The sequence below is a fragment of the Rhodococcus sp. P3_B8 genome, from assembly GCF_056402775.1.
The window spans coordinates 1-23,486 of record NZ_JBFUGT010000038.1 but is presented as its reverse complement, the minus strand read 5'-3'; the positions used below and the strand labels follow the sequence as shown (position 1 = coordinate 23,486).

The following is a 23,486-nucleotide window of genomic DNA, read 5'->3' as shown; positions in this document are numbered from 1 at the left end:
ATGCTCGCCGCTTACGCCAACGCCATTGATCCAGACGATCCCGTATCGGGTCTCGTCGTCGGAGATCGACCCGACCCACAACCCCGCGAAGGCTGGACCACGGTCACCGTCAAAGCGGCGGCACTGAACCACCACGATCTGTGGACCCTGCGTGGTGTCGGCATCCGCCCGAACCAGCTTCCGATGATCCTCGGCGGCGACGCCACCGGAATCGACGAGGACGGTAACGAAGTCGTCGTGCACTCGGTCATCACCTCACCCGGGTGGACCGGTGACGACACCCTCGACCCGAAGCGCTCGCTGCTCTCGGAGGTCTACGACGGAACCCTGGCAGAGAAGCTTCTGGTGCCGCGCCGCAATCTCGTGGCCAAACCGGCGTCGCTGTCCTTCGAGCAGGCCGCGTGCCTTCCCACCGCATGGCTGACCGCCTACCGAATGCTCTTCGTCAAGGCGCGTCTGGCGCCGGGATCGACCGTCCTCATTCAGGGCGCCGGCGGTGGCGTCTCGACCGCGTCGATCGCCTTGAGCAAGGCCGCGGGCCTGCGGGTGTGGGTCACCGGGCGCAGCGAAGCCAAGCGTGAGGCCGCGCTCGCCCTCGGCGCCGACCAGGTCTTCGAATCGGGGGCACGCCTGCCCGAACGGGTGGACGCGGTCATCGACAACGTCGGGCAGGCCACGTGGGCGCATTCGCTGAAATCTCTCAAGCCAGGCGGAGCGATCGTGATCTGCGGCGCGACATCCGGCCCGAACCCGGCGTCGGACCTGAACCGAGTCTTCTTCCTTCAACTGCAGGTCCTGGGCTCGACGATGGGCACCCGCGACGAGCTCGAACAGCTACTCGCACTGCTCGACACCACCGGCCTGCGACCACAGATCGATTCGGTACTGCCACTGGCCGACGCGGAGGCCGGCCTCAAAAAGCTCGCCACCGGCGACATCCAGGGAAAGATCGTGCTGATTCCCTAGCGTTTCACCGAGTTCGGTGGAGGTGGCCCGAGGTCACCTCTACCGACCCGTCCGAGCGGATGAACGTCCAACGAAGGGATCGGGTATGCCGACGATCAACCGGTTCGAACTGTCCAGGGCACTACAGCAATTCCGGGCCATCAAACTGCCCCTCGACGGTCGTCGAGCCGCCGCGGTCAGTATTGCGGTCCTGGTCGAGGACGGAAAACCCGCCATCTGGCTGACCGAGCGCTCATCGAAGCTGCGTGCTCATCCCGGCCAGTTCGCTTTTCCCGGCGGGCGCATCGACCCGAACGAAACAGCCGCCGAGGCGGCCCTGCGTGAGTTGCACGAAGAACTCGGCATTGCCGCCCATCCCGAGCAGATCATCGGCGAACTCGACGACTACGCCACCAAATCGGGCTACGTCATCACACCGTTCGTGGTGTGGATCGGCGACTTCACCGGCACCCTTCGTCCGAACGAGTCGGAAGTCGCCCGCGTGCACACGGTCACCATGGACGAGGTCGACGCCGATCCCCGATTCGTCACCGATCTGCAGGTCGACTCGCCGATTCTGCAGTGGCCCTTCCGGGACCTCGATATCCATGCCCCCACCGCGGCGATTCTCTACCAGTTCCGAGAAGTGGTGTTGCGTCAGCGGCATACCCGCGTCGCACACTACGGGCAGCCGGTGTTCGCCTGGCAGTGATCGTCACGGAACCCACCACTGCGGTAGCGCGCTTGCCTCGATCGCTCGGCCTAGAGTGTGGTTCCCAGTAGCAACCCGGCAATGTGCCGCAGCATCCGTGTGTTGCGCTCATAGGTGTAGTCAGCCAGATCGACCGCGACCGCGGCCATCAAACCGTCTATGGCGCAGATGATTCCGTCGGCAACCTCGTCGATCGGGGCTGTCGGGTGGAACATGCCGTCCCGCTGACCGGAATCGATGACCTCGGTGAGCTTTGCCCGCCACGCTGAGTAGATCCGGGTGATGTCGGGAAGGTACTGCTGGTTGCGGCTGGCCACTGACACCGTCGCCAGCCACACCGTGCACCGCTCGCGATCGGTGATCGCGTGGTCGAGTAGCGAGACCATCTTCGTGGCCGGGTCGTCGATGTCGGCGGCGAAGGTCGCCCATTCCGACACCCGCCGCATGCTCGCCGCGCTGAGCATCGCCTCGATGACCTCGTCGCGGCTGTCGAAGTAGTGCTGAATCTTCCCGATGGACACCCCCGCCTCCCGGGCGATGTCGCGCAGGCGCACCTTTTCGATGCCGTGCACGGCGATCAGTCGCTCGGCGGCATCGAGAATCCGCCGCCGACTCTCGGCGACGAGGGGATCCTCACCCACTACTTGTGCTGCATCCGCCACAGTCATCAGTCCACACCCTCCACCTGCAAGTCCCTCGCGTTTTCCCGAACGCGCAGGTCATCTCTCGATCGTAGCGATCGGCCTAATGCGCGCGCCCTGCCCGTGAAACGAGCAGTTCACGGACCTATTTCACGCGTTCACGGTGCCGGGACATCCATCTTGACGCCACAATAATTCCATATTATTGTGCGTTGCACCACACATTCTTTTCCGCGGCTTCCCACACCTCCGGGTTCCACCGCCGCCGACCACCGAGCACACCGCTTCCGAAGACGGAGATCTCTCGATGACCTCAATCGCCCTCGCGCCACCCGCTGTCCGCCGGGACCTGACCGCGCTGTTCGCCCCGTCCTCCATCGCGATCGTCGGCGCGAGCAACGATCCCGCCAAGTACGGCAACTGGCTGGCGGGGCGGGCGCTGCGGGACACCGATCGGCGGCCGGCCTACCTGATCAACAAGAGCCGGTCGAAGATTCTCGATCACCCCGCTGCGCCCAGCCTGACCTCCCTCGGCCGACCGGTCGATCTCGCGGTCATCGCGGTTCCCGCCGCCGGATTCGACGAGGCCGTCGACGACGCCATCGCCGCAAACGTCAAGGCGATCGTCGCGATCACCGCAGGTTTGGGTGAATCCGGCGCCGAGGGACTGGCCCGGCAGAACGCCCTGGTCGCTCGGCTGCGCGAAGCCGACATCGCGATGCTCGGGCCGAACTGCCTCGGGGTGCTCGACAACACCAGTGGCCTCGATGCGACGGTCAACGAATTCCGCCCCGGCTCGGTGTCGATCATCTCCCAGAGCGGCAACGTCGCCATCGAACTGGCCGAACACTTCTCCGAACAGGGTCTCGGCGTCGCCCGCTTCGCGAGCCTGGGTAACTGCGCCGACCTCGACGTCGCCGACCTGATCGACAGCTGCGTCGATCACGAGGGCACGTCCGCGATCGCGGTGTACTGCGAGGGCTTCAAGGATGGCCGCAAGTTCGCCTCCGCGGCCGCACGCGCCGCGGAGGCCGGCAAGCCCGTGGTGTTGCTGTCCGTCGGTCGCGGCGCTGCCTCCACCCGGGGGGCGGCCTCCCACACCGGCTCGCTGGTGACCTCGAGTGTCGTCCTCGAAGCCGTGTGCGAGGCCACGGGCACCGAACTGGTGTCGAGCCCGTTCGAGATGGCAAACCTGCTCCAAGCCCTCGTCCGTACCAATCCTCCGGCCGGGTCACGGGTGGCGGTCCTCGCCGACGGCGGCGGCCACGCCTCCCTGGCCAGCGACAGCCTCGAAGAGGTCGGCCTGCAAGTCGAGGAGTTCTCGGCCGAGCTGTCCTCGCAGGTAGCCGGTGAGCTGCCGCCGACCGCGGCAACATCGAACCCGATCGACCTCGCCGGCGGAGGCGAGCAGGACATCACCTGCTTCGCCCGCGTCGCAGAGCGCCTGATCGCCAGCACCGAGACCGACGCCGTCCTGATGACCGGATTCTTCGGCGGCTACGGTGACTACGACCCGGCGATCGTGCCCGGTGAGATCCAGGCCGGTCACGACATCGGCGCCCTCGTCGCCGAATCCGGTGCCAGCTTCATCGCCCAGACCATGTTCGCGGACTCCGCCCCTGCCGCAGCCCTCCGCGAGAGCGGCATCGCCGTCTACCGCAACGTCGAACACGCCACCTGGGCGCTGAGCCGCCTGGCCCGCCGGGCCCACGCAGGATCGCATCCGCTGCCCGTCCTGCCGGAGCCCGCGAACACACTGACCGAGACCGGATACTGGCCCGCCCGCCGCGCCTTGGCCGCCGCCGGCATCCCCTTCGTCCCCGCCGCGGAGGTCTCCACCACCCGGGAGCTGGAAGCGGCGGTCGTCGGCCTGCAGTTCCCGTTGGTACTCAAAGCCCTTGGCGACGAGCACAAGTCCGACAACGGCGGCGTCATCCTGAACATCGCCGACGACACCGCACTGATCGAGGCCTGGGACGACGTACAGGCGCGACTTGCACCACCGGTCTGCTCCATCGAAGAGATGGCAGACCTCTCCGGCGCGGTCGAACTGATCATCGGCGTGCGCCGCGACCCGACGTTCGGACCGATCGTGCTCGTCGGCATCGGCGGCGTGTACACCGAACTGCTCAAGGACACCCGCTGCGCCCTCGGCCCGATCACCGCAGACCAGGCGCGCGAGCTGCTGCTGTCCCTGCGCGGTGCGGCGCTGCTCACCGGCTTCCGCGGCAAAGCGGCCGTCGACATCGACGGCGCAGCCCAGCTGGTGGCCACCCTGTCGAACTACGCCGCCGAACACCCCGAGATCGGCGAAATCGAGTGCAACCCCATCGCGGTCACCCCCACCCAGGCCATCGCACTCGATGCCCGCATCATCCTCGACTCCGCTCACTGAACCCCGGCAGACCGAAAATCCCACAAGGAGAGATAAACCGATGACCGATATCGCCGAGAACATCACCGCTCTGCCCACCACCAGCGAGAGCGAGTACAACTACCTCCTCGTCGAACGCCGGGGCCCGGTCACGCTGATCACCCTCCACCGCCCGAAGGCCCTCAACGCCCTGTGCAACGACCTCACCGAGGAGCTGACCGCCGCACTCGACGCCACCGAAGCCGATGACAGCATCGGCGCCGTCGTCCTCACCGGCAGTGCCAAGGCCTTCGCCGCCGGCGCCGACATCAAAGAGATGCAGCCCAAGTCGTTCACGGACGTCTACCTCGAAGACTTCATCACCGCCAGCTGGGAACGCGCCTCCACCACCCGCAAGCCCATCATCGCCGCCGTCGCCGGATACGCTCTCGGCGGCGGCGCGGAACTCGCGATGAGCTGCGACATGATCATCGCCGCGGACACCGCGAAGTTCGGCCAGCCCGAGATCACCATCGGCATTCTGCCCGGCGCCGGCGGCACCCAACGCCTGACCCGCGCCGTCGGCAAGTCCAAGGCCATGGACATGGTGCTGACCGGCCGCACCATCGACGCAGAGGAAGCGGAGAAGATCGGCCTCGTCGCCCGCATCGTTCCGGCCGACGACCTCATCGACGAGGCAATCGCCATCGCGCAGAAGATCGCCGGATTCTCCCGCCCCTCGGTCCTGATGGCCAAGGAGGCCGTGAACTCCGCCTTCGAGACCCCGCTGGCAGAGGGCCTGCGATTCGAGCGGCGAATGTTCCACGCCGCCTTCGCCACCGACGGCCAGACCGAAGGCATGGCCGCCTTCCTCGACAAGCGCAAGCCGTCCTTCAACAACCGCTGAGAAAGCGAGACATGCACATGACTTCATCGATTGCACTCCCGCGGATCATGCGGATCGGCGGCGGCGCCGTCGCCGAGATCGGCGAGGTGGTCACGGGCCTCGGGCTCACCCGCCCGCTGGTCGTCACCGATTCCTTCCTCGTCGGCACCGGCGCCGCCGAGCAGATGATCAAGACCCTCGAATCCGCCGGTCTGTCGCCGCGCCTGTTCGCCGACACCGTCCCGGACCCCACCACCGACTCCCTCGACGCCGGACTGGCCGCCATCACCGAGCACGAATCCGACTCCGTCATCGGGTTCGGCGGCGGCAGCCCGATGGACACCGCCAAGGCCCTCGGGATCCTCGGCCGCCAGGGCGGGCAGATGCGCGACTACAAGGCCCCCCGCAACAACGTCGGACCCGCCCTGCCGGTCATCGCCGTCCCCACCACCGCCGGCAGCGGCTCGGAAGCAACACAGTTCACCGTCATCACCGACAGCATCAGCGACGAAAAGATGCTGTGCCCTGGCCTGGCATTCCTGCCGATCGCCGCGGTCATCGACTACGAGCTGACCGTGTCGATGCCACCCCGGCTGACCGCCGACACCGGCGTCGACGCGCTGACCCACGCGATCGAGGCGTACGTCAGCAAGAAGGCCAACCCGTTCGCCGACAGCCTCGCCCTGACCGCGATCGGCACCATCGGCCGGGTCCTGCGCCGCGCCTACACCGACGGCACCGACGCCGAGGCCCGCGAGCAGATGATGCTCGCCGCCACCCAGGCCGGCATCGCGTTCTCCAACTCCTCCGTCGCCCTCGTGCACGGAATGAGCCGGCCGATCGGCGCCCACTTCCACGTCGCCCACGGCCTGTCCAACGCCATGCTCTTCCCAGCGGTCACCGCGTTCTCGGTCCGCGCGGCCGAATCCCGGTACGCCGACTGCGCCCGCGCCCTCGGGGTCGCCACCACCGGCGACGACAACACCACCGCCGCGAACAACCTCGTCGACGCGCTGCGCGAGCTGTGCCGGGACGTGGCTGTGCCCACCCCGAGGGCCTACGGCATCGACAAGGCCCGCTGGGACGAACTGATCCCGCTCATGGCCGAACAGGCCCTCGCCTCGGGATCACCGAACAACAACCCCCTCGTCCCGACCGATGCCGAAATCCGCGACCTCTACGCCCAGATCTACGGCTAGCCGAACGCCGTCCCACGAGCCCGCGACACCGGGACGCCGCAGATCCACCTCCGCGCACGCTATTCGCTGAAAATTACTCCAGGAGAATTGTTTTCATGACTACCACCCTTCCGTCCGCGACCTCCGGTGCTACCTCATCCGGTGCGCCCGTCGACATCGACCACTACATCGGCGGCCACATCGACTCCCGCGGCGCCGCAACCCGCGCCGACGTCTACAACCCCGCGACCGGTCAGGTCACCGGCCGGGTGGCGATGGCCACCACCGACGACGTCGATGCCGCGGTCGCAGCCGCCGCCACCGCCTTCCCTGCCTGGGCGGCCACCCCCGCCCACATCCGGGCCCGCATCCTGTTCCGGTTCCGCGACCTCGTCGAACGCGACGCCGACCGGCTCGCAGCCATCATCACCGCCGAGCACGGCAAGGTGCACTCCGACGCCAAGGGTGAGGTCACCCGCGGCCTCGAGGTCGTCGAATTCGCCTGCGGCATCCCGCAGCAACTCAAGGGCGAGTTCTCCGAAAACGTCGGCCGCGCCGTCGACGGGGTCTCCTTCCGCCAGCCGCTCGGCGTGGTCGCGGGCATCTCCCCGTTCAACTTCCCTGCCATGGTCCCGATGTGGATGTTCCCCGTCGCCCTGGCCTGCGGCAACACCTTCGTGATGAAGCCGTCGGAGAAGGACCCCACCCTCAGCGTCGAGCTGGCCCGCCTGCTCACCGAGGCCGGCCTGCCGGACGGGGTGTTCAACGTCGTGCACGGCGACAAGGTCGCGGTCGACGCGCTCCTGACCCACGACGACGTCGAGGCCATCAGCTTCGTCGGCTCCACCCCGATCGCGGAGTACATCCACACCACCGCCTCCGCGCAGGGCAAGCGCGTCCAGGCCCTCGGCGGCGCGAAGAACCACATGGTGATCATGCCCGACGCCGACCTGGACCAGGCCGTGTCCGCCCTCATGGGCGCCGCCTACGGCTCCGCCGGTGAGCGCTGCATGGCGATCTCGGTCGCCGTGCCCGTCGGCGAGGACACCGCCAACGCCCTGCGGGAGCGTCTCGTCACCGCGCTGGCCACCCTCAAGGTCGGACCCGGTACCGATCCGGAGGTGGAGATGGGTCCGCTGGTGACCGGTGTGCACCGCGACAAGGTCGCCTCCTACATCGACCTCGGCGTGCAGGAAGGCGCCGAACTCGTTGTCGACGGCCGACAGAGCATTCCGGCGACCGCGGGGGAGGGGTTCTTCCTCGGCGGCACCTTGTTCGACCATGTCACCCCGTCGATGCGGATCTATCTCGAAGAGATCTTCGGGCCGGTCCTGTCGATCGTGCGCGCCGAATCCTTCGAGAAGGCATTGCAGTTGGTCAATGATCACGAATTCGGCAACGGCACCGCGATCTTCACCGCCGACGGCAACACTGCCCGCACCTACCTTGCGCAGGTCAAGGCCGGCATGGTCGGCATCAACGTCCCGATCCCGGTGCCGATGGCCTTCCACTCGTTCGGCGGCTGGAAGCGCTCGCTGTTCGGTGACCACCACATCCACGGACCCGAGGGCGTGCGGTTCTACACCCGCAACAAGACCGCCACCACCCGCTGGCCCAACGACACCCAGGTCCGCACCGACTTCTCCATGCCGACCCATGAGTGACGCACCCTCTGTGGCCTCTGCGCCCACGTTGACCACCGACACCGTCCGCGCCGGGATCCGCGGCGAGGTCGGGGTCATCACCCTCGACCGGGCCAAGGCGCTCAACGCCCTCACCACACCCATGGTCGAGGCCATCGACACGGTCCTGCACGACTGGGAGACCGCCGGACTGCGCGCCATCGTGCTCGACAGTGCCAGCCCGAAAGCATTCTGTGCGGGCGGTGACATCCGCGCCGTCCAGGAGAACAGCCTGGCCGGCGACCCGGAGGCGAGCGAGCAGTTCTTCGCCACCGAGTACCGACTCAACGCCCGGATCGCCGAGTACCCGGTCCCTTTCGTCTCGCTCATCGACGGCATCTGCATGGGCGGCGGGATGGGCCTGTCGATCCACGGGACCTTCCGCGTGGTCAGCGGCAAGGCGGTCCTGTCGATGCCCGAGACCGGGATCGGCTTCTTCCCCGACGTCGGTGCCAGCTACTTCCTCTCCCGACTTCCGGGAGCACTCGGGGTCTACCTCGGGTTGACCGGGGCCCGGGTGTCGGCCGCCGACGCCCTCTACACCGGGCTGGCCACCCATTACATCGACGGTGTCGCAATCGAACTGGTCTCGGCCGCCCTCATCGATCACCCGAACCGATCGGTCGACGAGACGCTCCGTGCCCTCGGCAGCCCATCACCGGTCGCCGCAAGCACCCTCGCCGGGCACCGCACCGAGATTGATTGGTGCTTCAGCGCCGACACGATCACCGGGATCGACAAGCGGCTCTCGGCCACCGGCGGGGACTGGGCAGAGCAAACTCGGGCCACGCTCGCACGCCTGTCACCACAGAGTCTGCAGCTCACTCTCGAAATGTTGGCCTGGGGACGGCAACGCAGCCTGCGCGAGTGCCTCGAGGTCGAACTGGCAGTCACCCGCGACGTCATCCGGACACCGGACTTCATCGAAGGCATCCGGGCGACGCTGGTCGACAAGGACCGCAACCCCTCCTGGGGAGCATCCCAATTCGCCGGCCTCGATGCGGCCGGTCTACCCCGGTGGAAGCAATAACCCCTCGCCCTATCACTTTTCGACGAAGGACACGATTGACATGTCAGATGTAGTGCTCTACGAAACCAACGGCCCGATCGCCACCATCACCCTGAACCGGCCCGACAAGCTCAACGCCCTGAGCACCGAGGTCGTCCTCGAACTCGACAGGCGCATCGCCCAGGCCGGCGCCGACGACTCGATCAAGGTCGTCCTCCTCGCCGCGAACGGCCGCGCGTTCTCCGCCGGCTTCGACATCAACGACGAAATCGAAGACGGCACCGAGACACCGCTCGACTGGCAGCCAGTGCTGCGCCGCGACGTCGACGTCACCATGCGCGTGTGGTCCTGCCCGAAGCCGACCATCGCCGTCGTCCAGGGCTACTGCCTCGCCGGTGCCTGCGAGATCGCGATGGCCTGCGACATCATCGTCGCCGCCGAGGACGCGAAGTTCGGTGAACCCGAAATCCAGTACGGCTCCGGCCCGGTCACCTTGCTGATGCCCTTCATCCTCGGGCAGAAGAAGACCAACGAACTGCTCTTCACCGGCGACAAAATCAACGCCGAGGAAGCACTCTCGCTCGGGCTGATCAACAAGATCGTCCCGCTCGACGAACTCGAATCCGCGGCCCGTGAACTGGCACTGCGGATCGCGCCCACTCCGCTGCCGATCCTCCGGCTGACCAAGCAGGCCCTCAACCGTGCCTACGAGGCCAAGGGACTGCGCACCGCGGTCAACGCCAACGTCGACATCTCGGCGATCCTCAACGGCGCGAACACCCCGGAGCAGCAGGAGTTCGATAAGGTCGCCGCCGAGAAAGGCCTCAAAGCGGCACTTGCCTGGCGCGACGAACGCTACGGCGCCGTCAAGGCCTGACACCGAGACCGCCATCGGGGCCGCACCCCCATCGCTGCGACCCCGATGGCGGCTTCCTGCATGTCGCCCGGATCCCACGACGGGCACCGGTACACGACCGCGCAGAGGAGGAGAAGCGGCCGATGAGTCACCGCCACATGACCGCAGACCTGGTGATCGCGGGTCTTCCCGTCATATCCGCCGGTGTCATGGTTCTCGATCACGCCATCCCCGCACTCGACGACCACGCGGTGATCTCCCTGATCGCGCTCGTCGCCGTCCTGGTCGCCGCAGCGATGGTGGCCACAGGGACGCTGGCCTGCACCCTCGCCCGCGCCCTCGCCACCTACTGGGAGCACCAAACCGGCGGCGGCCAAGTCCCGACGGCACCGCACGATTGGCAGCCAGAACCATGACCGGCCATTTCAGCCAGACGTCCACGATCCCGCTCCGCTGGCGCGACCTCGATGCGCAGCAACACGTCTTCCACGGAGTCCACGTCACCCTCTTCGACCAAGCCCGCGGCCGAATGCTCGCCGCCGCACTGGCAACTCCGGACCCCGTCTATGCGATCGCCCGCCTGGACCTCGAATACCTCCACGAACTCGGCCTCGACGACTCACCCGTCGCCGTGACCTCGACCGTCGTGACCGTCGGTACAACCAGCATCTTCACCCAGGAACGAATGACCAGTCGGCACGGCACGGAAATCGCTCGCGCAACCACGGTCCTCGTGTGGCTCGACGAAACCATGTCCAAACGTGCTCTCACATTCGACGAACGCGTTGCGCTGCTCACCGCTCCTGCGGCACCCTGATCTGCGCGCCGCGAGCGGCGTACATTTTCGACACCGATACCCGTCGCGTGCGTCCTGTCACGCTGGTACGACGTAGATCCGATAAAATGAGCGCCTGCCAGCCAAATGCTTGAAAGTGATCTACCCCAACAACTTTCGTGCGCAGTCAATTGTGGCACAGGCCACGCCGCACCAGGATGCCGATTGGCTTTGATCGTTGCGGTACGCCAGGTGCACCCGTGTCAGGTCATCCCTGAAAGTGCGGGGTCCTGTCAACCCCTGCTCGACCTGCTGTTTTGCTCGTTTTCGGCCTCCAAGCGGGCAGCGCTGGGTGAGGGCCCCGTCGGTCAGGACGGAGCGCCCGCAGCGCAGTGAGGACGAACGGTCTTGACCGTGGCCCGGCCCGGCGCAGACTGGTCATCGGCCCCGGAAGCGATGAATTCGGTTGTGGGAGTGAACGGTCTCCAATGTAATGCGGGTGGTTGGGGCAGGCCGGGTTTCCTCGGCTGTCGGTCATCCCTTCGCCCGGGGTGCGGGCATGGAGCGGTGCGCTGGCAATACGCGGGGTCAATCAGATCCGCGACCACGCCGATGACACGGGAGTCAGACCTGACAACGGCCGCGCGCGTGTTGCGTCCGGGGTGCTCACGCCGCCGCCTTGTGGCGGGTCAACGCGCGGATCTCTCCGTCGCGCAGCCCGTAGTAGACGAGGGTGAGCAGTTTGCGGGCCGCGGCGACTTTGGCAATGTTCCTGCCGCGGCGGGCCTCGATGCGTTTGCGGTCGACCGAGATCTTCGTGCCGGCCGGTTGCCGCTGGATGGCCTCCACCGCCGCCCAGCGCACCAGCTTGGAACCCTGTTTCGTGATGTGCCCGCGGTGGACGACGGTGTCGGACTCGCGGTGCTTGGGCGTCAGGCCGGCCCACGAACACAGGTGACTGGGGTCGGCGAAGCGGTGCACGTCCCCGATCTCCGCGACGAACACGGCACCGAAGGTGGGACCGACCCCGGGCAGCTGCTGAATCGCCCGGTAACCAGGATGGTCACGCAACTCGGTGGCAATCTGGTCGAAGAATCGTCTCTCGTGCGCGTCGAGGACGGCGATCAGCTCGAGCAGCGAAATCACCCGCTGCGCGTACGCGACGCCGAGCGGGACCTGCGTCAGACGCTCACGTCCCTCGACGCCGAACAGGTCCGATACCGGGATCAACACCCCGGCTTTGGCGAGCACCGAGTGCACCTGGGCCTTGAGGCTCGACCGCATCGCGACGAGCTTGGCTCTGTAGCGAACCAGTTCCCGCAGTTCCCGCGTCGGCGGCGGGGCGATCCATGCCTCGGGCAACCGGTTCATCCGCAACAGATCCGCTAGATCCCTGGCGTCACGAACGTCGTTCTTCACCCGCCTGTACCGGAATCCCTTGACACCCAGAGGATGTGCAAGGTGCACCGTGGCACCGGCTCCCTGCAGGGTGTCGACCGCCCAGTACCAGCCATAGGTTGCTTCCAGTACCACCTCCGGATGCTCTCCGGCCTTCTCGAGCTGCAGGGCCAGTGAGGCGGGGTCGTTGACGATTCGCGTCACCGCGAGTTGCTCACCGGAATCGGTTTGGCGGACGATCACCGAGCGTTGCCGGTGCAGATCGATCCCGACAAACTGTTTTCCGTCATACTCACTCATAGGGGCCTCCTCCGACACGTGTGGATATGACACCCCCAGCATTCGCCGGGAACCACGAGGAGCGGGAGGCCCCGCCCCTTTCATCGCATCAGATCCTCGGTCGGGGCGGTGACCGCAACCTTCTACGGCGAAACACGCGATTCCCCGGGTCTACTCAATCCGCCGCACTCGCTCACCGCAGACCGCGCACCCCACTCCGGATCCGGCATCGTCAGAAGCCGATTGCACGCGGTCGCAAACCAGCTAGCGGTGCAGTCGCCTTCTGAATCTGACAACTGGTTCGCCGTGGAGCGCCGAACTCGGGGGTGCCGGTATAGCGTTGGCTAAAATGGACCCCGATAGCGCAGAACGGCGTGCAGGTCGTTTCGTCTCCTCTCAAGTTTCGGTAACAGCTGACGGCCTCCGCCTCCTGCCGCCCTCTTGACAGATCTGCATCCATATCAGGTGTCGAATAATCGATCCGCTCCGGCGGCGGATGATCGTGGTTTTCAGTGTGCTCGGTGTGGGGTGCCATCCGCCCCGTCTCGGCGTCATCGACGATCATCGAGTGGAGGTTGCTCACCAACCCGAACCACCCCGGTGGGCGAGGAGCTGCACCGGCGGAGAAGCGATCCGGGACTATTTCAGACGGTTGTGACGTCGGGGTCAGCGTCAGAGTGACTCGACTGGGTCTGGGAGGGCCCACGTGACCCCTCAGCTGGCGGATGGAAACAGCGACCAGCAGGATAGCTCCACGCGACGGGCAGGACCAGAAAAATGTTCAGGCAGTGGACGAACCGCCGTTAGTTCGGCGGGAGCCTGCGGAGGTTTCAGTCGCCGGCGCCTCGCGACGCCGGGTGATCTGCGCCAGCACGAGGGTGGGGATCAGGGTGAGCGCGACGGTGACGGTGCCGACGGCTGCGGGGCCGTCGAGGCCGAGTGGCGTGGTCAGCGCGGCGCCCGCGATCGGGGTGGTGACTGCGGTGCCGACATTGAATGCTGAGACGCTCAGCGCGGAGCCGAGTGTGGCCGCGGTTCCGGCGAATCGGACGGCGAGGTGGATCAGCACGCTGTTGGCGCTCAGGCCGAACAACCCCAGCAGGACGACCGCGGCGATCATCGCCCAGGACGAGTCGGACAGCAGGAAGATGGCGAGCATCAGCACTGTTGTGATCGCGGGAGTGACGATCGTGACGGCGTGCGGTCGGGTGTCACCGAGGCGTCCGCCGATGAGGGTTCCGATGAAAGAGCCGACGCCGAACCCGGTGAGCACGAGCGCCACCATGGATGCGGGCACGCCGGCCCGGTCTATCAGCAGCGGCGCGATGAACGAATACACCGCGAGCACTCCGCCGCTCGTGGTGGCGCAGGCGAGGAGGACGAGCCACAGTCGGACGGAGCGAAGACCGGCGAGTTGAGAGCCGAGGGACGACGGAGTGTGGTCGGGAGCGTCAACTGGCACCCGTCGAATGACGAGAACGGTCACCAGGGCGGCGGCGAACGCCAACGCCCAGAAGGTGTCCCGCCAGCCGACAAGCTGAGCGAGGTAGGCGCCGAGCGGAACGCCGAGCACGGTGGCCAGCGAGCCGCCTGCGCCGACGATGCCGACCGCGCGGGAACCCAGTGAGGGCCCGGCAGCGCGGGTCGCAACTACGGCGGCCACCGCCCAGAAAGCGCCTGTCGCCAGGGCGGTGATGAAGCGCGCGAACATGATTTGTGTGAAGTCGGCACCGACCGCCACGAAGATGTGGCCGGCGACGAAAACGACGAGCGCGAGGATCAGCGTCAGCCGCGTGGACAGGCGCAACGTCAGCATCGTCATCACCGGTGCGCCGACGACCATCCCGATCGCGAAGACGGTGATCAGCGAACCCGCCTGGGCGAGTGAGATCTGCAGGTCCGCAGCGACCTCGGGGAGGATGCCGGCGACCACGAACTCCGTGGTGAGCATGAGGAACGTCCCCAGCGCCAGGATGTAGACGACGAGCGGGAGACGGGGGGAACCGGTCGCCTCGGTTTCGTTGCCGGACCGGTGGTGGGCGGTCGTAACGGTGTGGTCCTGCATGAAAAACTCGTGGTTCCTTTTGGTAGTGCGGGTATCGGTGCGCGCGGGGCGGCATCGTTTGTGGCCGGGCGAGACCCGGCCACAAACGAATCGGCTGCCTAGCGCCGGGGCCCGACGAAGCACGCGAGCACGGCGACCACTTGTGCGATCGGAGTCTTGCCCGTCGGTCACTTCGACGATGGTGCGGTCGAGGTCCGGTTTGGGTTGTGCAGGGACTCGCCGAGAAACCCGGCCAGGTCCTCGTCCCGGATATCCCGTCTCGCGCAATGCGAGCCCTGCGGAGATCAGCCCGTCGCCGGCGCCGTCCAGCAGGTGGTGGCGAGGGCGAACGATGATCGGAGTCCCGGTCGGTGCAGTGCGATAGATTTCCGCGCCTTCCTTCACGCGGATGTAGTGCTCGACGCCGTCACCGAAACCCTTGTCGCGCTCGGAATGCGGGCATTCCACGGTTGGGGTCAGTTCAGGGTGGCGGTGTCGATGACGAACCGGTATCGGACGTCGGAGGCGAGGACCCGCTCGTATGCCTGGTTGATCTTGTCGGCGGGGATGACTTCGATGTCGGATCCGATGTTGTGGGTGGCGCAGAAGTCGAGCATTTCCTGGGTCAGGGCGATGCCGCCGATCATCGATCCGGCGAAGTTGCGGCGGCCGCCGATCAGTGACATCACGTTCAGGTTGAGCGGTTCGGCTGGGGCGCCGACGTTGACGAGGGTGCCGTCGACAGCGAGGAGGCCCAGGTAGGCGTTGGGGTCGATGCTGGCGCTGACGGTGTTGATGATGAGGTCGAATCGGCCGGCGAGCTGTTCGAAGGTGGTGGGGTCGGAGGTGGCGTGGTAGGCGTCGGCGCCGAGCCGCAGGCCATCCTCTTGCTTCTTCAGTGTTTGGGAGAGCACGGTGACGTCGGCGCCGAGGGCGTGGGCGATCTTGACGGCCATGTGCCCGAGCCCGCCGAGGCCGACGATGGCGACCTTCTTGCCGGGACCGGCACCCCAGCGGCGCAGCGGGGCGTAGGTGGTGATGCCGGCGCACAACAGGGGAGCTGCGGCGGCCGGGTCCAGACTCTGCGGGACGGAAAGGACGTAGTCGGCGTCGACGACGACGTGGGTGGAGTAGCCGCCCTGGGTGGTGGTGCCGTCGCGGTCGACGCCGGCGTAGGTGGGGACCATGCCGTTGGCGCAGTACTGCTCGTCGCCGGCCTGGCAGTTGGTGCAGTGACCGCAGGAGTTGACCAGGCAGCCGACGCCGACGCGGTCCCCGACTTTGTGGCGGGTGACGTCGGCGCCGACCTCGGCGACGGTGCCGACGATTTCGTGGCCGGGGACGACTGGGAAGGGTTGCGGGCCCCAGTCGCCGTTGACGGTGTGGATGTCGGAGTGGCAGATGCCGGCGTACTGGATTTCGATGAGGACGTCGTTGGGGCCGACGTCGCGGCGCTCGATGGTCGTGGGGGCCAGTGGCTGGCCGGCGGTGGGGGCGGCGTACGCGTTGACACGCATGGCAGTACTTCCTTACTTCTGTGATGGTCACAGTGGTGGTGATCGGGGCAGGGCTGAGTGACCGGTGGCGCAGCGGTCGAGGGGCGCGCACCGGGGGTGTGGTGGGTGAGGGTTATCGCTTCTTGGTGTTGTGGAGTTCGTCGGCCAATGCGCTCGCCTCGGCCGCGAGGAGCGCGGCACGGGGCTCGTCGCCGGCGTCGATCGCATGCCAGTAGTCGATTTTCAGGTCGACGTAGCGTTGACGCAGTGCGACCTGCTGGGCCTCGAGTGCGAGTTGCTGCCGGCGCTCGGTGAGTAACTCGATCTGCGCGGGGGCGGCGGTGGCCCCGAGTTGTCCGTTGGCGACGTACTCCTTCATGTCATTGACCGACATCCCGGTCGCTGCCAGGCACGCGATGGCCACCAGCTGGCCCAGGTCATTCTCGTCGTAGACCCGGTGTTTACTGCTTTCCCCGCGGCTTATCGGCGCGATCACCCCGACCGACTCGTAGTAGCGCAGTGTGCTGGCCGGAAGTCCGGTCAGGGCGGCCGCGTCCTTGATCGTGTAGTCGCGTGGGGTGGTTTGTGCACTCACACCATCGACGCTAAGAACTTCAAGTACTTGAAGTCAAAGGTCGGATGAGTCACACCGGTGGTCCCGGACCTCGGCAGAAGTGCGCCCTCGACGGTAGGAAAACGTTCAGCTGGGCAGTTCCGCGTCCCGCCGGCGTGACCTTCCACCGGGTGGCCCTCGTAGGAGTGATACAATTTTGTATAACTGCAGTTGGAGGTGGTTCACGATGGCGTTGACGGATGTGGAACGTGATCTCCGGGCGATCCCGGCGGAGAAGGAACTGCTGCAGATCAAGTTGCTGCGTGCGGTGGCGCATGCGACGGACAATCAGGTGCCGCAGCGGGTGATCGCGAAGAACCTGGCCGTCACACAACCGGAGGTCAGCCGGATCGTGAAGAAGCTGCGGTTGAACCCTTCGGCCCGCGACCGCGCACCCCGGGAGGTGCTGCTCGAGCACGCGGCGAAGAGGATCGACCACGACCGGATGATGACCGAACTGCTGGCGTGGGAGTACACCTTCGGGCACGTTCCGGGCGACGACCCGCTCGGGGAGAGCTATGTGCGGGGGACGTGGGATCAGATCGAACGCTCCCGCGACCTGCTGAGTGACGACGACTACCGGGTGCTGCTCGCGGCCACGGCCGAACGGCGTGCGCAGGCGAATGCAGTCTGACCCCGCTGCTGTCGCCGCCGACCTCGAGGCCTGGTGCCGGCCCGGCGGGATCCTCGACAAGGACGGCCCCCGCGCCTCGATCCACCTCTTCGACCCGGTTGCCCGCCGCCGCACGCGGGACGCGATCGTCGACGCCTACCTGGCCGAGCAAACCGACGTCGGGATCGGCCGCCAGTTCCTGGCGTTGGCAACCGCCGGCCCACCGGGGGTGGGGAAGTCGTCGAGTATCGACCGCCGACACCTCGCTGGGCAGGGATGGCGGGTGCTCGATGCCGACAAGCTCAAGGACTACCTACTGCGGGACGCTATCGAGCAGGGCATCTACACCGACCTGCTGAACATCGACCTCGCCGACGGGCACCGGCTGATGCCCCGCGAACTCGCCACCCTCGTGCACAACGAATCGACGAAACTCCTCGACATCATCACGGAGATCTGTCTGTCCCGCGGGGAGAACCTGGTCCTCGAGGGCACGTTCAGCTGGCCCGGCCTCGGCCCGCGGCTCATGCGCGACCTCGCCTACGCGGACTATGAGAAGTTCACCATCCTCGATGTGGAAGCACCCCAACACATCACCCGCGCCCGGGCCCTGACTAGGTGGTGGCGCGGCCGGCAGGAAGCACTGCGTGGCGGTGACCGGTTCGGTGGCCGGTTCACCCCGGGGTTCGTCATCGACGCCCTATACGCCGGCAACTCGCCGGAGACGGTGTGCGCCCGCAATGCCCGGGCGGCGTTCGATCACCCACTGTCCGCGGAGATCCCGACCGTCGAGCTGCTCGTCGAGCATGCCGATGGCGGTGATGAGACGTGGGTGAAGGAGAACGGTGTCGTGGTCTACCCGCAGGTTCCGGCCGACCGACCCGAGCCCTGACCTTTCCGTCCGTGCCACGTGCCACCCGCCAGGATGTGAATCCGCAACGCCTCGGCCGCGGGCCCACGGGCGACGTGAGAGGCTTCTCCGCGTGGGCGATGACGACCGAATCCGGGAAGCCGGGATCCCGGAGATACGAGGCACTCCGATTGGTCGACGTTCTCAGGCGCAGTCCCGGCAGAGCAGCTGCTGAGGTTCGGCGAGGCGGCTGCGATGGTGGACCAGAAAGCAGCTGGTGCAGGTGAATTCGTCCGACTGCTTGGGGATGACGCGGACGGTGAATTCTTCACCGGAGAGGTCGGCGCCGGGCAGTTCGAAGGATTCGGCGGTGTCGGCGTCCTCTGCGTCCACTGCGGGGGACTGGGTGTCTTTCCGGCTGGCGGTCAGCTGTTCGAGGGACGTGTCCGTCTCGTCGGATTCGGTGACTCGTGGTGCGTCGTAGTCGGTGGCCATGGCTGATCTTTCCTCATGCTCTGGGTGTTAGGACCCGCCAGACTAGAGGGTGCGGTGGCTCGTCACGCTGTCGGGGGCATCGTGTGCTGCGGCTTCAACCTCTGGGTGCGGAGTATGCGCCGCGGGTGATCGTCACCGACGAACTCGACAGCTACCGGGTCGCCCACCGCGAGCAGATCGCATCGGGTCGAGCATCGCCGCTCGAGGTACTCAAGCAATCGGATCGAGAACTCGCACCACCCACTCACGCGTACCGTGATCGCCGGAGGCTGTGACAGTGAGGTTCGCATCGTCACCGTCGTAATATCCGGCCGTGTTTGGCGGCCGCGCTGGGACATTGGGGACATGTCGGCATGGCTGGTCAAGAGCCGATTCGGCTGCGCCGCAGCGTCGGTGATCATCAGGCCCTCGTGGGAATGCTGATCTGCTCTCTGCCGTCGATGGTCGAGGGCAGATAGTGCGGGCAGGCGAGCACCTGCCGAGGCACGGGAATCGCCTGCCGGTCGGTGTCGAGGTAAGGCGGTATGCGAGCTGCCCGCGTGGTGGCCGCCGGTGGCCGGGTCGACGGCGCCGAGGAAGTATCCATGCGAGGCTCCGGCGGTCGAGAAGATCGCACGCGCCACTCGGCGGGCTCCGCGGACGGCAGATACCGTGGCAAACCCGACTCGGCATCGACGGTGTGCACGATGACCGTGACCGCGAACCTGGCCACGGCCGGGAACCACTGCTCGGCCGCGACGTCGAACGGCGCGATGGAGGTGTGGATCCGCAGCTCGAAGTCCGTTCCGGTGCGCGCCGCCGCCGTGATGGGGTATGGATCTGCTGAGATGTCGACAGTGGCCAGAGACGGCAGCGCCTGGTCGGCGCTGGGGTTTCCGGTGCTGGCGGACATAGGACAAAAGGGTGCGGGGCCACGGCGCCCCGGCCGACAGGGCGACAAGGCTTCGCACCGCCGACGACCGGATCGGCTGAATGGTCCGTTACCAGCGGAGACGACATGTCCCCTTGAAGGAAGTGTTGGCCGCACATTCACACCGCCAGCCTTCGTCTCGACGCCGCCGGGCAGCACCGTTCGGATCACCGTCCACCCCAGGGCAGGATGAGACCGTGAGCGACCGAACCGCAGCAGACCTCGAGCGTGAACTCGCCATCCTCGCCTACGTACGCGACCGCCTCTGGGCTTCGGAGGGCGATGACTTCCGTATCCCGTCCACGGCCGTCGATCAGGTTCTCGATGAGCTCAAGGGTCTCGAACGGTCGCCGTGGGATCCGAACTGATTCCATGCGTGCAGAGTTCGGGCGTCCGTCACGGATGTTCGGGTTGGCCGCAGCGGGGCCCGCCTGCTGCCTCCACGATGGAGTATCGGAGGTCTGGCATGAATTCGGACCGGCGACGGCAGGTTCTGTGCCACACCAGTTGACGCAGGAAAGGACTCGGCCCGCCCCGGGGGCCGGCACACGCTATGACCTCTTTGGCTCGCGGGGCGAACAGCCCGATCGACACGGCGACCACGACGGTGGAGGTGACCGGCGCCCGGCCGGGAGCGGTCGATTGGTTCGTCTTCCAGCTCGGTGCCGATGTGAAGGTGCGGACGGACGCCGATCTGGTGTTCTTCAACAACCCCACCACTGACATAACGCAGTGTCCATAACCCGCAATGGGATCGTAGATCCGTTGGGAAAGTGCGGTATTAGGTATTGCTTCCGCTCGAGCTCCTCGCGGCCGTGATGGCGGACTCGAACACTTTCCCACCGTTATTCTGTGCTGGGCTGCGTTTCGCGTCATGGCAGACCCGGGACCTCGTTGCATGCCCGAAGGTTCCGCCGCGTTGACTGCCATTCTACGAACCTAATTGCAGCGCCACCATATTCGCATTCTTTCTTCCCGCGATGAATCAGGAATGCCAGGCCTAGTTGGCCGCAAGAGTCCTGCAGTCCTCGGCACCGTCGACAGATGATGCTTCGGTGTGGTCGCTGGACGCAAGGGTGACGGCGCAGGTCCTCCGAAATCACTGCGGCCCGCGAGTGCTTGGTCGCCGTTTCGATCAGCTGGCGGTGAGAGGACCGAAATGCCGCTACTGTGTGCGTTCGACGATTGCCCGGCGAGAAGGAGAACAATATGGCGGTATCACCGAGGGGTTCTGCAGGATCGGCGAAGAAAACGACCAAGGAGATTCGTGAGTGGGCGATCGAGGAGGGCTTGGAAGTGTCCTCCCGCGGGAGGATTCCGGCCGAGATCGAGCAAGCCTTCCATGACGCTCATGCGAAGAAGGCTCAGGTCAAACCGTCGCCGGTCAAGAAGACGGCTGTGAAAAAGACAATCGCGGCGACGACGGCTGCGAAGAAGAGGCCCGCGAAGAAGAAGGCCGTGCTCGGGGAAAACGCCCCCACAAAGAGGGCGGCGAGCAAGGCTCCAGCGAAGAAGACGACCAAGGAGATTCGTGAATGGGCGATCGGGGCGGGCTTGGAAGTGTCCTCCCGTGGGAGGATTCCGGCCGAGATCGAGCAAGCCTTCCATGACGCTCATGCGAAGAAGGCTCAGGTCAAACCGGTACCGGTAAAGAAGACGACAGCGAAGAAGGCAGCCGCCACGAAGACTGCCGCGGCGACTCCGGTCAAAAGAACAGCGGCGAGCAAGGCTCCGTCGAATAAGAGGACAGTCGCGACGAAGACGGCTGCGGAGAAGCCGACCGTGAAGATGCCGGCCATAAAGAAGGCTGTTGCGGAGAAGCCGGTCACGGCCAAAATTCCGGTGAAAAGGGCAGTGGTAACTCAGATTCCGGTGAAAACGACGAACAAGGAGATTCGTGCGTGGGCGATCGCGAACGGCCGCGAGGTGTCATCCCGCGGAAGGATTCCGGCCGAGATCGAGCAAGCCTTCCATGACGCGCAGGCGAAGACGGTTCAGACAAAAACGGCGCCGGTAAAGAAGGAGACAGCGAAGAAGACAGCTGCCAATAAGGGGGTCGCGGCGGCGGCTCCGGTCAAGAGGGCAGCCGCGAGCAAGTCTCCGGCGGAGAAGAAGGTAGTTGCGACGAAGACCGCCTCGACAAAGAAGGCCGGGAAGAAAACAGTCGCGGCAAAGGCAACTTCGGAGACAACGGCCGTGAAGAAGACGGTCGCGGCGAAGGCGCCGGCGAAGCGGGCAGTGGTCCGTAAGGCTCCGGCGAAGAAGCCTTCGAGGGAGATTCGTGAGTGGGCAATCGGGGCGGGTCACGAGGTGTCCTCCCGCGGCCGGATTTCGGTCGAGATCGAGCGAGCATTCCATGATGCTCAGGCCGCGATGCCGGTCGCGTGAGTTGCGACTTGCCCTGGTGAAAAAGCGTGGCCGTTCTGCCGTGAAGGCTATGAGCCTGTGGGAATTATGGTCCTCGGCGGTGGGCAGTTGTCCGCCGCCGCAGCGGTGCTGGGGAGGGGTGCGAGGTATTCCGGCGCCCCTAATTTGACGAGTCCGCGCGGAGTGGATCGGGAGGGCCGCATATGCGTTGGGGAACCGCCGGTGGCGGCGGGTGGCGTTATCTGAGCACGTTTCGGTGACACGATGTGTGGGTGGGGAGACATAGCGGGATCTTCGGGGTTGTCGGCTTGATCGTCGGAGTGGTGGCGGTGGTGGTGTTCGCGTCGATTCCCGCGCGGCCGTACACGGTGGTGACGTCGTTCCAGCCGGCGTGGACCGATCCATCGATCGTGTCGGTGATCGTGCTTGGGGGCGCCGCGGTGGCCGGGGCCGGTTGCGGGGTGGTGCTGTGGCTGTGCGGGTGGCGGGTGGTGCGGGACGCGGCGAGTGAGGACGAACGCCGCCGGCGGCGCACTTTCCTGCTCGGCCGGACCGTCGCCGCCGCCTTGGGTGGTGTCACGGTGGGGTTGTTGCCGTTGCTGGTGTTGTTGTATGTCGTGTTCACGGCCACCGCGGGCATCGCGGTGGAGGGGGCTGTGGTGTTGGTGCTCTACGCCGGCAGCGCGGTGCTGGCGTACGGGTGCGCACTGCTGGGTGTGTGGTGGGTGTTGGCCGCAGCGGGTGATGATCGGCGCGCGGGAACTGTGCGGATGCTGGCGGTGTTGCTTCCGGTGGGTGCGTTGGCGGCGACTGCCGCGGGTGTGGGTGCCGCTGGGCTGTTCGGGTATTCCACCGTCCCTGCGACGTTCGTGTGCGTTGTCGCGGTGGTGGCCGCAGTGCTGACGGCCACCGTGGCGTTGGCTCGGGTGCTGACCCGGGTCCCGGCTCCGGCCGCAGGTACCGGCACCGGGTGATAGCGCCTGACTCATCGGCGTCCTCGACCGCTAGCGTGGCCGTCTCAACGCCGGCCGAGGAACGGCGCGCACCCACGTCGCAGCGGACCGAAGCGTGCCTCGTTCGTCTCGAGGGGGTTATTCGGTGATGGTGGGCGGTTCGGTCAGGAACGGGCGCACCTCGAGCCATTCGTGGATGGGTTTCCCGCCGGCTCCGGGGGCGGCCGACAGCTCGCCGGCCAGCTCGAGGGCCCGCTGGTGGGTGTGGACGTCGATGATCATCCAGCCGGCGATGAGGTCCTTGGTTTCGGGGAAGGGGCCGTCGGTGACCGGTGGGCGGCCTTCGCCGTCGTAGCGGACGAAGAGTCCGTCGGGGGAGAGTGCTTGCCCGTCGACGAACTCGCCGGTGCGTTCGAGTCGGTCGGCGAAGT

24 protein-coding genes and 1 pseudogene are annotated in these 23,486 nt (G+C 66.4%); 16 read left to right on the top strand and 9 right to left on the bottom strand.

What is annotated here, in order from left to right; genetic code table 11:
* Positions 1–966 (top strand): zinc-binding dehydrogenase, encoded by a 966-nt coding sequence (locus tag AC1D1G_RS15770; protein ID WP_477952797.1) that lies wholly within the window; start codon positions 1–3, stop codon positions 964–966.
* An 85-nt stretch (positions 967–1,051) separates the two neighbouring features.
* Positions 1,052–1,657 (top strand): NUDIX hydrolase, encoded by a 606-nt coding sequence (locus AC1D1G_RS15765; protein ID WP_477952795.1) that lies wholly within the window; start codon positions 1,052–1,054, stop codon positions 1,655–1,657.
* A gap of 50 nt (positions 1,658–1,707) precedes the next feature.
* Here the strand turns inward: AC1D1G_RS15765 and AC1D1G_RS15760 are convergent, their stop codons facing one another.
* Positions 1,708–2,325, bottom strand: coding sequence for a TetR/AcrR family transcriptional regulator (locus AC1D1G_RS15760; protein ID WP_477952794.1), 618 nt, complete (start codon positions 2,323–2,325; stop codon positions 1,708–1,710).
* A gap of 280 nt (positions 2,326–2,605) precedes the next feature.
* On the opposite strand from AC1D1G_RS15760, the gene AC1D1G_RS15755 reads away from it, so the two are divergent.
* The 8 genes from AC1D1G_RS15755 (at position 2,606) to AC1D1G_RS15720 (ending at position 11,079) form a co-directional block, all read left to right on the top strand.
* Positions 2,606–4,693 carry an acetate--CoA ligase family protein gene (locus tag AC1D1G_RS15755; protein WP_477952793.1) on the top strand — a complete coding sequence of 696 codons (2,088 nt, stop codon included), beginning with the start codon at positions 2,606–2,608 and terminating at the stop codon, positions 4,691–4,693.
* 40 nt (positions 4,694–4,733) lie between these two features.
* Positions 4,734–5,558 (top strand): enoyl-CoA hydratase, encoded by an 825-nt coding sequence (locus tag AC1D1G_RS15750; protein WP_477952792.1) that lies wholly within the window; start codon positions 4,734–4,736, stop codon positions 5,556–5,558.
* Between the two features lie 17 nt (positions 5,559–5,575).
* The gene (locus AC1D1G_RS15745; RefSeq protein WP_477952791.1) at positions 5,576–6,736 is read left to right on the top strand and encodes an iron-containing alcohol dehydrogenase; all 1,161 of its coding nucleotides are present in this window, start codon (positions 5,576–5,578) and stop codon (positions 6,734–6,736) included.
* Between the two features lie 95 nt (positions 6,737–6,831).
* Positions 6,832–8,379, top strand: a complete 1,548-nt coding sequence (locus AC1D1G_RS15740) for a CoA-acylating methylmalonate-semialdehyde dehydrogenase (protein ID WP_477952789.1) — start codon at positions 6,832–6,834, stop codon at positions 8,377–8,379.
* On the top strand, positions 8,372–9,427 hold the full coding sequence (locus tag AC1D1G_RS15735) for an enoyl-CoA hydratase/isomerase family protein (RefSeq protein WP_477952788.1): 1,056 nt from the start codon (positions 8,372–8,374) through the stop codon (positions 9,425–9,427). Before AC1D1G_RS15740 ends, AC1D1G_RS15735 begins: the two co-directional genes overlap by 8 nt.
* Positions 9,428–9,467: 40 nt before the next feature.
* Positions 9,468–10,283: an enoyl-CoA hydratase/isomerase family protein gene (locus AC1D1G_RS15730; RefSeq protein WP_477952787.1), complete on the top strand. Its 816-nt coding sequence runs from the start codon at positions 9,468–9,470 to the stop codon at positions 10,281–10,283.
* Positions 10,284–10,405: 122 nt separating this feature from the next.
* On the top strand, positions 10,406–10,678 hold the full coding sequence (locus AC1D1G_RS15725) for a hypothetical protein (RefSeq protein WP_477952785.1): 273 nt from the start codon (positions 10,406–10,408) through the stop codon (positions 10,676–10,678).
* Positions 10,675–11,079 carry an acyl-CoA thioesterase gene (locus AC1D1G_RS15720; RefSeq protein ID WP_477952784.1) on the top strand — a complete coding sequence of 135 codons (405 nt, stop codon included), beginning with the start codon at positions 10,675–10,677 and terminating at the stop codon, positions 11,077–11,079. The genes AC1D1G_RS15725 and AC1D1G_RS15720 overlap by 4 nt, the downstream gene beginning before the upstream one ends.
* Before the next feature lie 624 nt (positions 11,080–11,703).
* On the opposite strand, the gene AC1D1G_RS15715 is transcribed toward AC1D1G_RS15720, so the two are convergent.
* From AC1D1G_RS15715 to AC1D1G_RS15695, 5 genes are all read right to left on the bottom strand, one after another.
* A complete protein-coding gene (locus AC1D1G_RS15715) occupies positions 11,704–12,735 on the bottom strand; it encodes an IS110 family RNA-guided transposase (protein ID WP_477952783.1) in 1,032 nt (343 codons plus the stop codon).
* Positions 12,736–12,946: 211 nt separating this feature from the next.
* Positions 12,947–13,297, bottom strand: a complete 351-nt coding sequence (locus tag AC1D1G_RS15710; protein WP_477952781.1) for a hypothetical protein — start codon at positions 13,295–13,297, stop codon at positions 12,947–12,949.
* 198 nt (positions 13,298–13,495) lie between these two features.
* The gene (locus tag AC1D1G_RS15705) at positions 13,496–14,779 is read right to left on the bottom strand and encodes an MFS transporter (RefSeq protein WP_477952780.1); all 1,284 of its coding nucleotides are present in this window, start codon (positions 14,777–14,779) and stop codon (positions 13,496–13,498) included.
* A gap of 455 nt (positions 14,780–15,234) precedes the next feature.
* Entirely contained in the window at positions 15,235–16,275 is a 1,041-nt protein-coding gene (locus AC1D1G_RS15700) for an NAD(P)-dependent alcohol dehydrogenase (RefSeq protein WP_477952779.1), read from the bottom strand.
* A gap of 112 nt (positions 16,276–16,387) precedes the next feature.
* Positions 16,388–16,849, bottom strand: a complete 462-nt coding sequence (locus AC1D1G_RS15695) for a MerR family transcriptional regulator (protein ID WP_477952777.1) — start codon at positions 16,847–16,849, stop codon at positions 16,388–16,390.
* 205 nt (positions 16,850–17,054) lie between these two features.
* On the opposite strand from AC1D1G_RS15695, the gene AC1D1G_RS15690 reads away from it, so the two are divergent.
* Both AC1D1G_RS15690 and AC1D1G_RS15685 read left to right on the top strand, forming a co-directional pair.
* A complete protein-coding gene (locus AC1D1G_RS15690) occupies positions 17,055–17,501 on the top strand; it encodes a hypothetical protein (protein WP_477952776.1) in 447 nt (148 codons plus the stop codon).
* Complete coding sequence (locus AC1D1G_RS15685) at positions 17,491–18,372, top strand: DEAD/DEAH box helicase family protein (RefSeq protein ID WP_477952774.1); 882 nt, start codon at positions 17,491–17,493, stop codon at positions 18,370–18,372. Before AC1D1G_RS15690 ends, AC1D1G_RS15685 begins: the two co-directional genes overlap by 11 nt.
* Before the next feature lie 162 nt (positions 18,373–18,534).
* Here AC1D1G_RS15685 and AC1D1G_RS15680 read toward each other — a convergent pair whose 3' ends face one another.
* A complete protein-coding gene (locus tag AC1D1G_RS15680; RefSeq protein WP_477952773.1) occupies positions 18,535–18,825 on the bottom strand; it encodes a DUF4193 domain-containing protein in 291 nt (96 codons plus the stop codon).
* 400 nt (positions 18,826–19,225) lie between these two features.
* Positions 19,226–19,717: pseudogene (locus AC1D1G_RS15675) on the bottom strand (N-formylglutamate amidohydrolase).
* Positions 19,718–19,932: 215 nt separating this feature from the next.
* Between AC1D1G_RS15675 and AC1D1G_RS15670 the strand changes: the two are divergent.
* The 4 genes from AC1D1G_RS15670 (at position 19,933) to AC1D1G_RS15655 (ending at position 23,076) form a co-directional block, all read left to right on the top strand.
* Positions 19,933–20,103: a hypothetical protein gene (locus AC1D1G_RS15670; RefSeq protein ID WP_477952772.1), complete on the top strand. Its 171-nt coding sequence runs from the start codon at positions 19,933–19,935 to the stop codon at positions 20,101–20,103.
* A gap of 185 nt (positions 20,104–20,288) precedes the next feature.
* Entirely contained in the window at positions 20,289–20,477 is a 189-nt protein-coding gene (locus tag AC1D1G_RS15665; protein WP_477952771.1) for a hypothetical protein, read from the top strand.
* A gap of 467 nt (positions 20,478–20,944) precedes the next feature.
* Positions 20,945–22,123: an Lsr2 family DNA-binding protein gene (locus AC1D1G_RS15660; RefSeq protein WP_477952770.1), complete on the top strand. Its 1,179-nt coding sequence runs from the start codon at positions 20,945–20,947 to the stop codon at positions 22,121–22,123.
* A 251-nt stretch (positions 22,124–22,374) separates the two neighbouring features.
* Positions 22,375–23,076, top strand: a complete 702-nt coding sequence (locus AC1D1G_RS15655; protein ID WP_477952769.1) for a hypothetical protein — start codon at positions 22,375–22,377, stop codon at positions 23,074–23,076.
* Positions 23,077–23,193: 117 nt separating this feature from the next.
* Here AC1D1G_RS15655 and AC1D1G_RS15650 read toward each other — a convergent pair.
* Positions 23,194–23,486, bottom strand: a 293-nt coding sequence (locus AC1D1G_RS15650) for a YciI family protein (RefSeq protein WP_477952767.1), incomplete at its 5' end; no start/stop codon positions are given.

Coding starts and splice junctions, on each gene's coding strand:
- AC1D1G_RS15660 (WP_477952770.1), top strand. CDS start 20,945: ATGGCGGTATCACCGAGGGGTTCTGCAGGATCGGCGAAGAAAACGACC.
- AC1D1G_RS15755 (WP_477952793.1), top strand. CDS start 2,606: ATGACCTCAATCGCCCTCGCGCCACCCGCTGTCCGCCGGGACCTGACC.
- AC1D1G_RS15690 (WP_477952776.1), top strand. CDS start 17,055: ATGGCGTTGACGGATGTGGAACGTGATCTCCGGGCGATCCCGGCGGAG.
- AC1D1G_RS15730 (WP_477952787.1), top strand. CDS start 9,468: ATGTCAGATGTAGTGCTCTACGAAACCAACGGCCCGATCGCCACCATC.
- AC1D1G_RS15725 (WP_477952785.1), top strand. CDS start 10,406: ATGAGTCACCGCCACATGACCGCAGACCTGGTGATCGCGGGTCTTCCC.
- AC1D1G_RS15745 (WP_477952791.1), top strand. CDS start 5,576: ATGACTTCATCGATTGCACTCCCGCGGATCATGCGGATCGGCGGCGGC.
- AC1D1G_RS15735 (WP_477952788.1), top strand. CDS start 8,372: ATGAGTGACGCACCCTCTGTGGCCTCTGCGCCCACGTTGACCACCGAC.
- AC1D1G_RS15680 (WP_477952773.1), bottom strand. CDS start 18,825: ATGGCCACCGACTACGACGCACCACGAGTCACCGAATCCGACGAGACG.
- AC1D1G_RS15765 (WP_477952795.1), top strand. CDS start 1,052: ATGCCGACGATCAACCGGTTCGAACTGTCCAGGGCACTACAGCAATTC.
- AC1D1G_RS15685 (WP_477952774.1), top strand. CDS start 17,491: ATGCAGTCTGACCCCGCTGCTGTCGCCGCCGACCTCGAGGCCTGGTGC.
- AC1D1G_RS15760 (WP_477952794.1), bottom strand. CDS start 2,325: ATGACTGTGGCGGATGCAGCACAAGTAGTGGGTGAGGATCCCCTCGTC.
- AC1D1G_RS15740 (WP_477952789.1), top strand. CDS start 6,832: ATGACTACCACCCTTCCGTCCGCGACCTCCGGTGCTACCTCATCCGGT.
- AC1D1G_RS15720 (WP_477952784.1), top strand. CDS start 10,675: ATGACCGGCCATTTCAGCCAGACGTCCACGATCCCGCTCCGCTGGCGC.
- AC1D1G_RS15705 (WP_477952780.1), bottom strand. CDS start 14,779: ATGCAGGACCACACCGTTACGACCGCCCACCACCGGTCCGGCAACGAA.
- AC1D1G_RS15715 (WP_477952783.1), bottom strand. CDS start 12,735: ATGAGTGAGTATGACGGAAAACAGTTTGTCGGGATCGATCTGCACCGG.
- AC1D1G_RS15750 (WP_477952792.1), top strand. CDS start 4,734: ATGACCGATATCGCCGAGAACATCACCGCTCTGCCCACCACCAGCGAG.
- AC1D1G_RS15770 (WP_477952797.1), top strand. CDS start 1: ATGCTCGCCGCTTACGCCAACGCCATTGATCCAGACGATCCCGTATCG.
- AC1D1G_RS15665 (WP_477952771.1), top strand. CDS start 20,289: ATGACCTCTTTGGCTCGCGGGGCGAACAGCCCGATCGACACGGCGACC.
- AC1D1G_RS15700 (WP_477952779.1), bottom strand. CDS start 16,275: ATGCGTGTCAACGCGTACGCCGCCCCCACCGCCGGCCAGCCACTGGCC.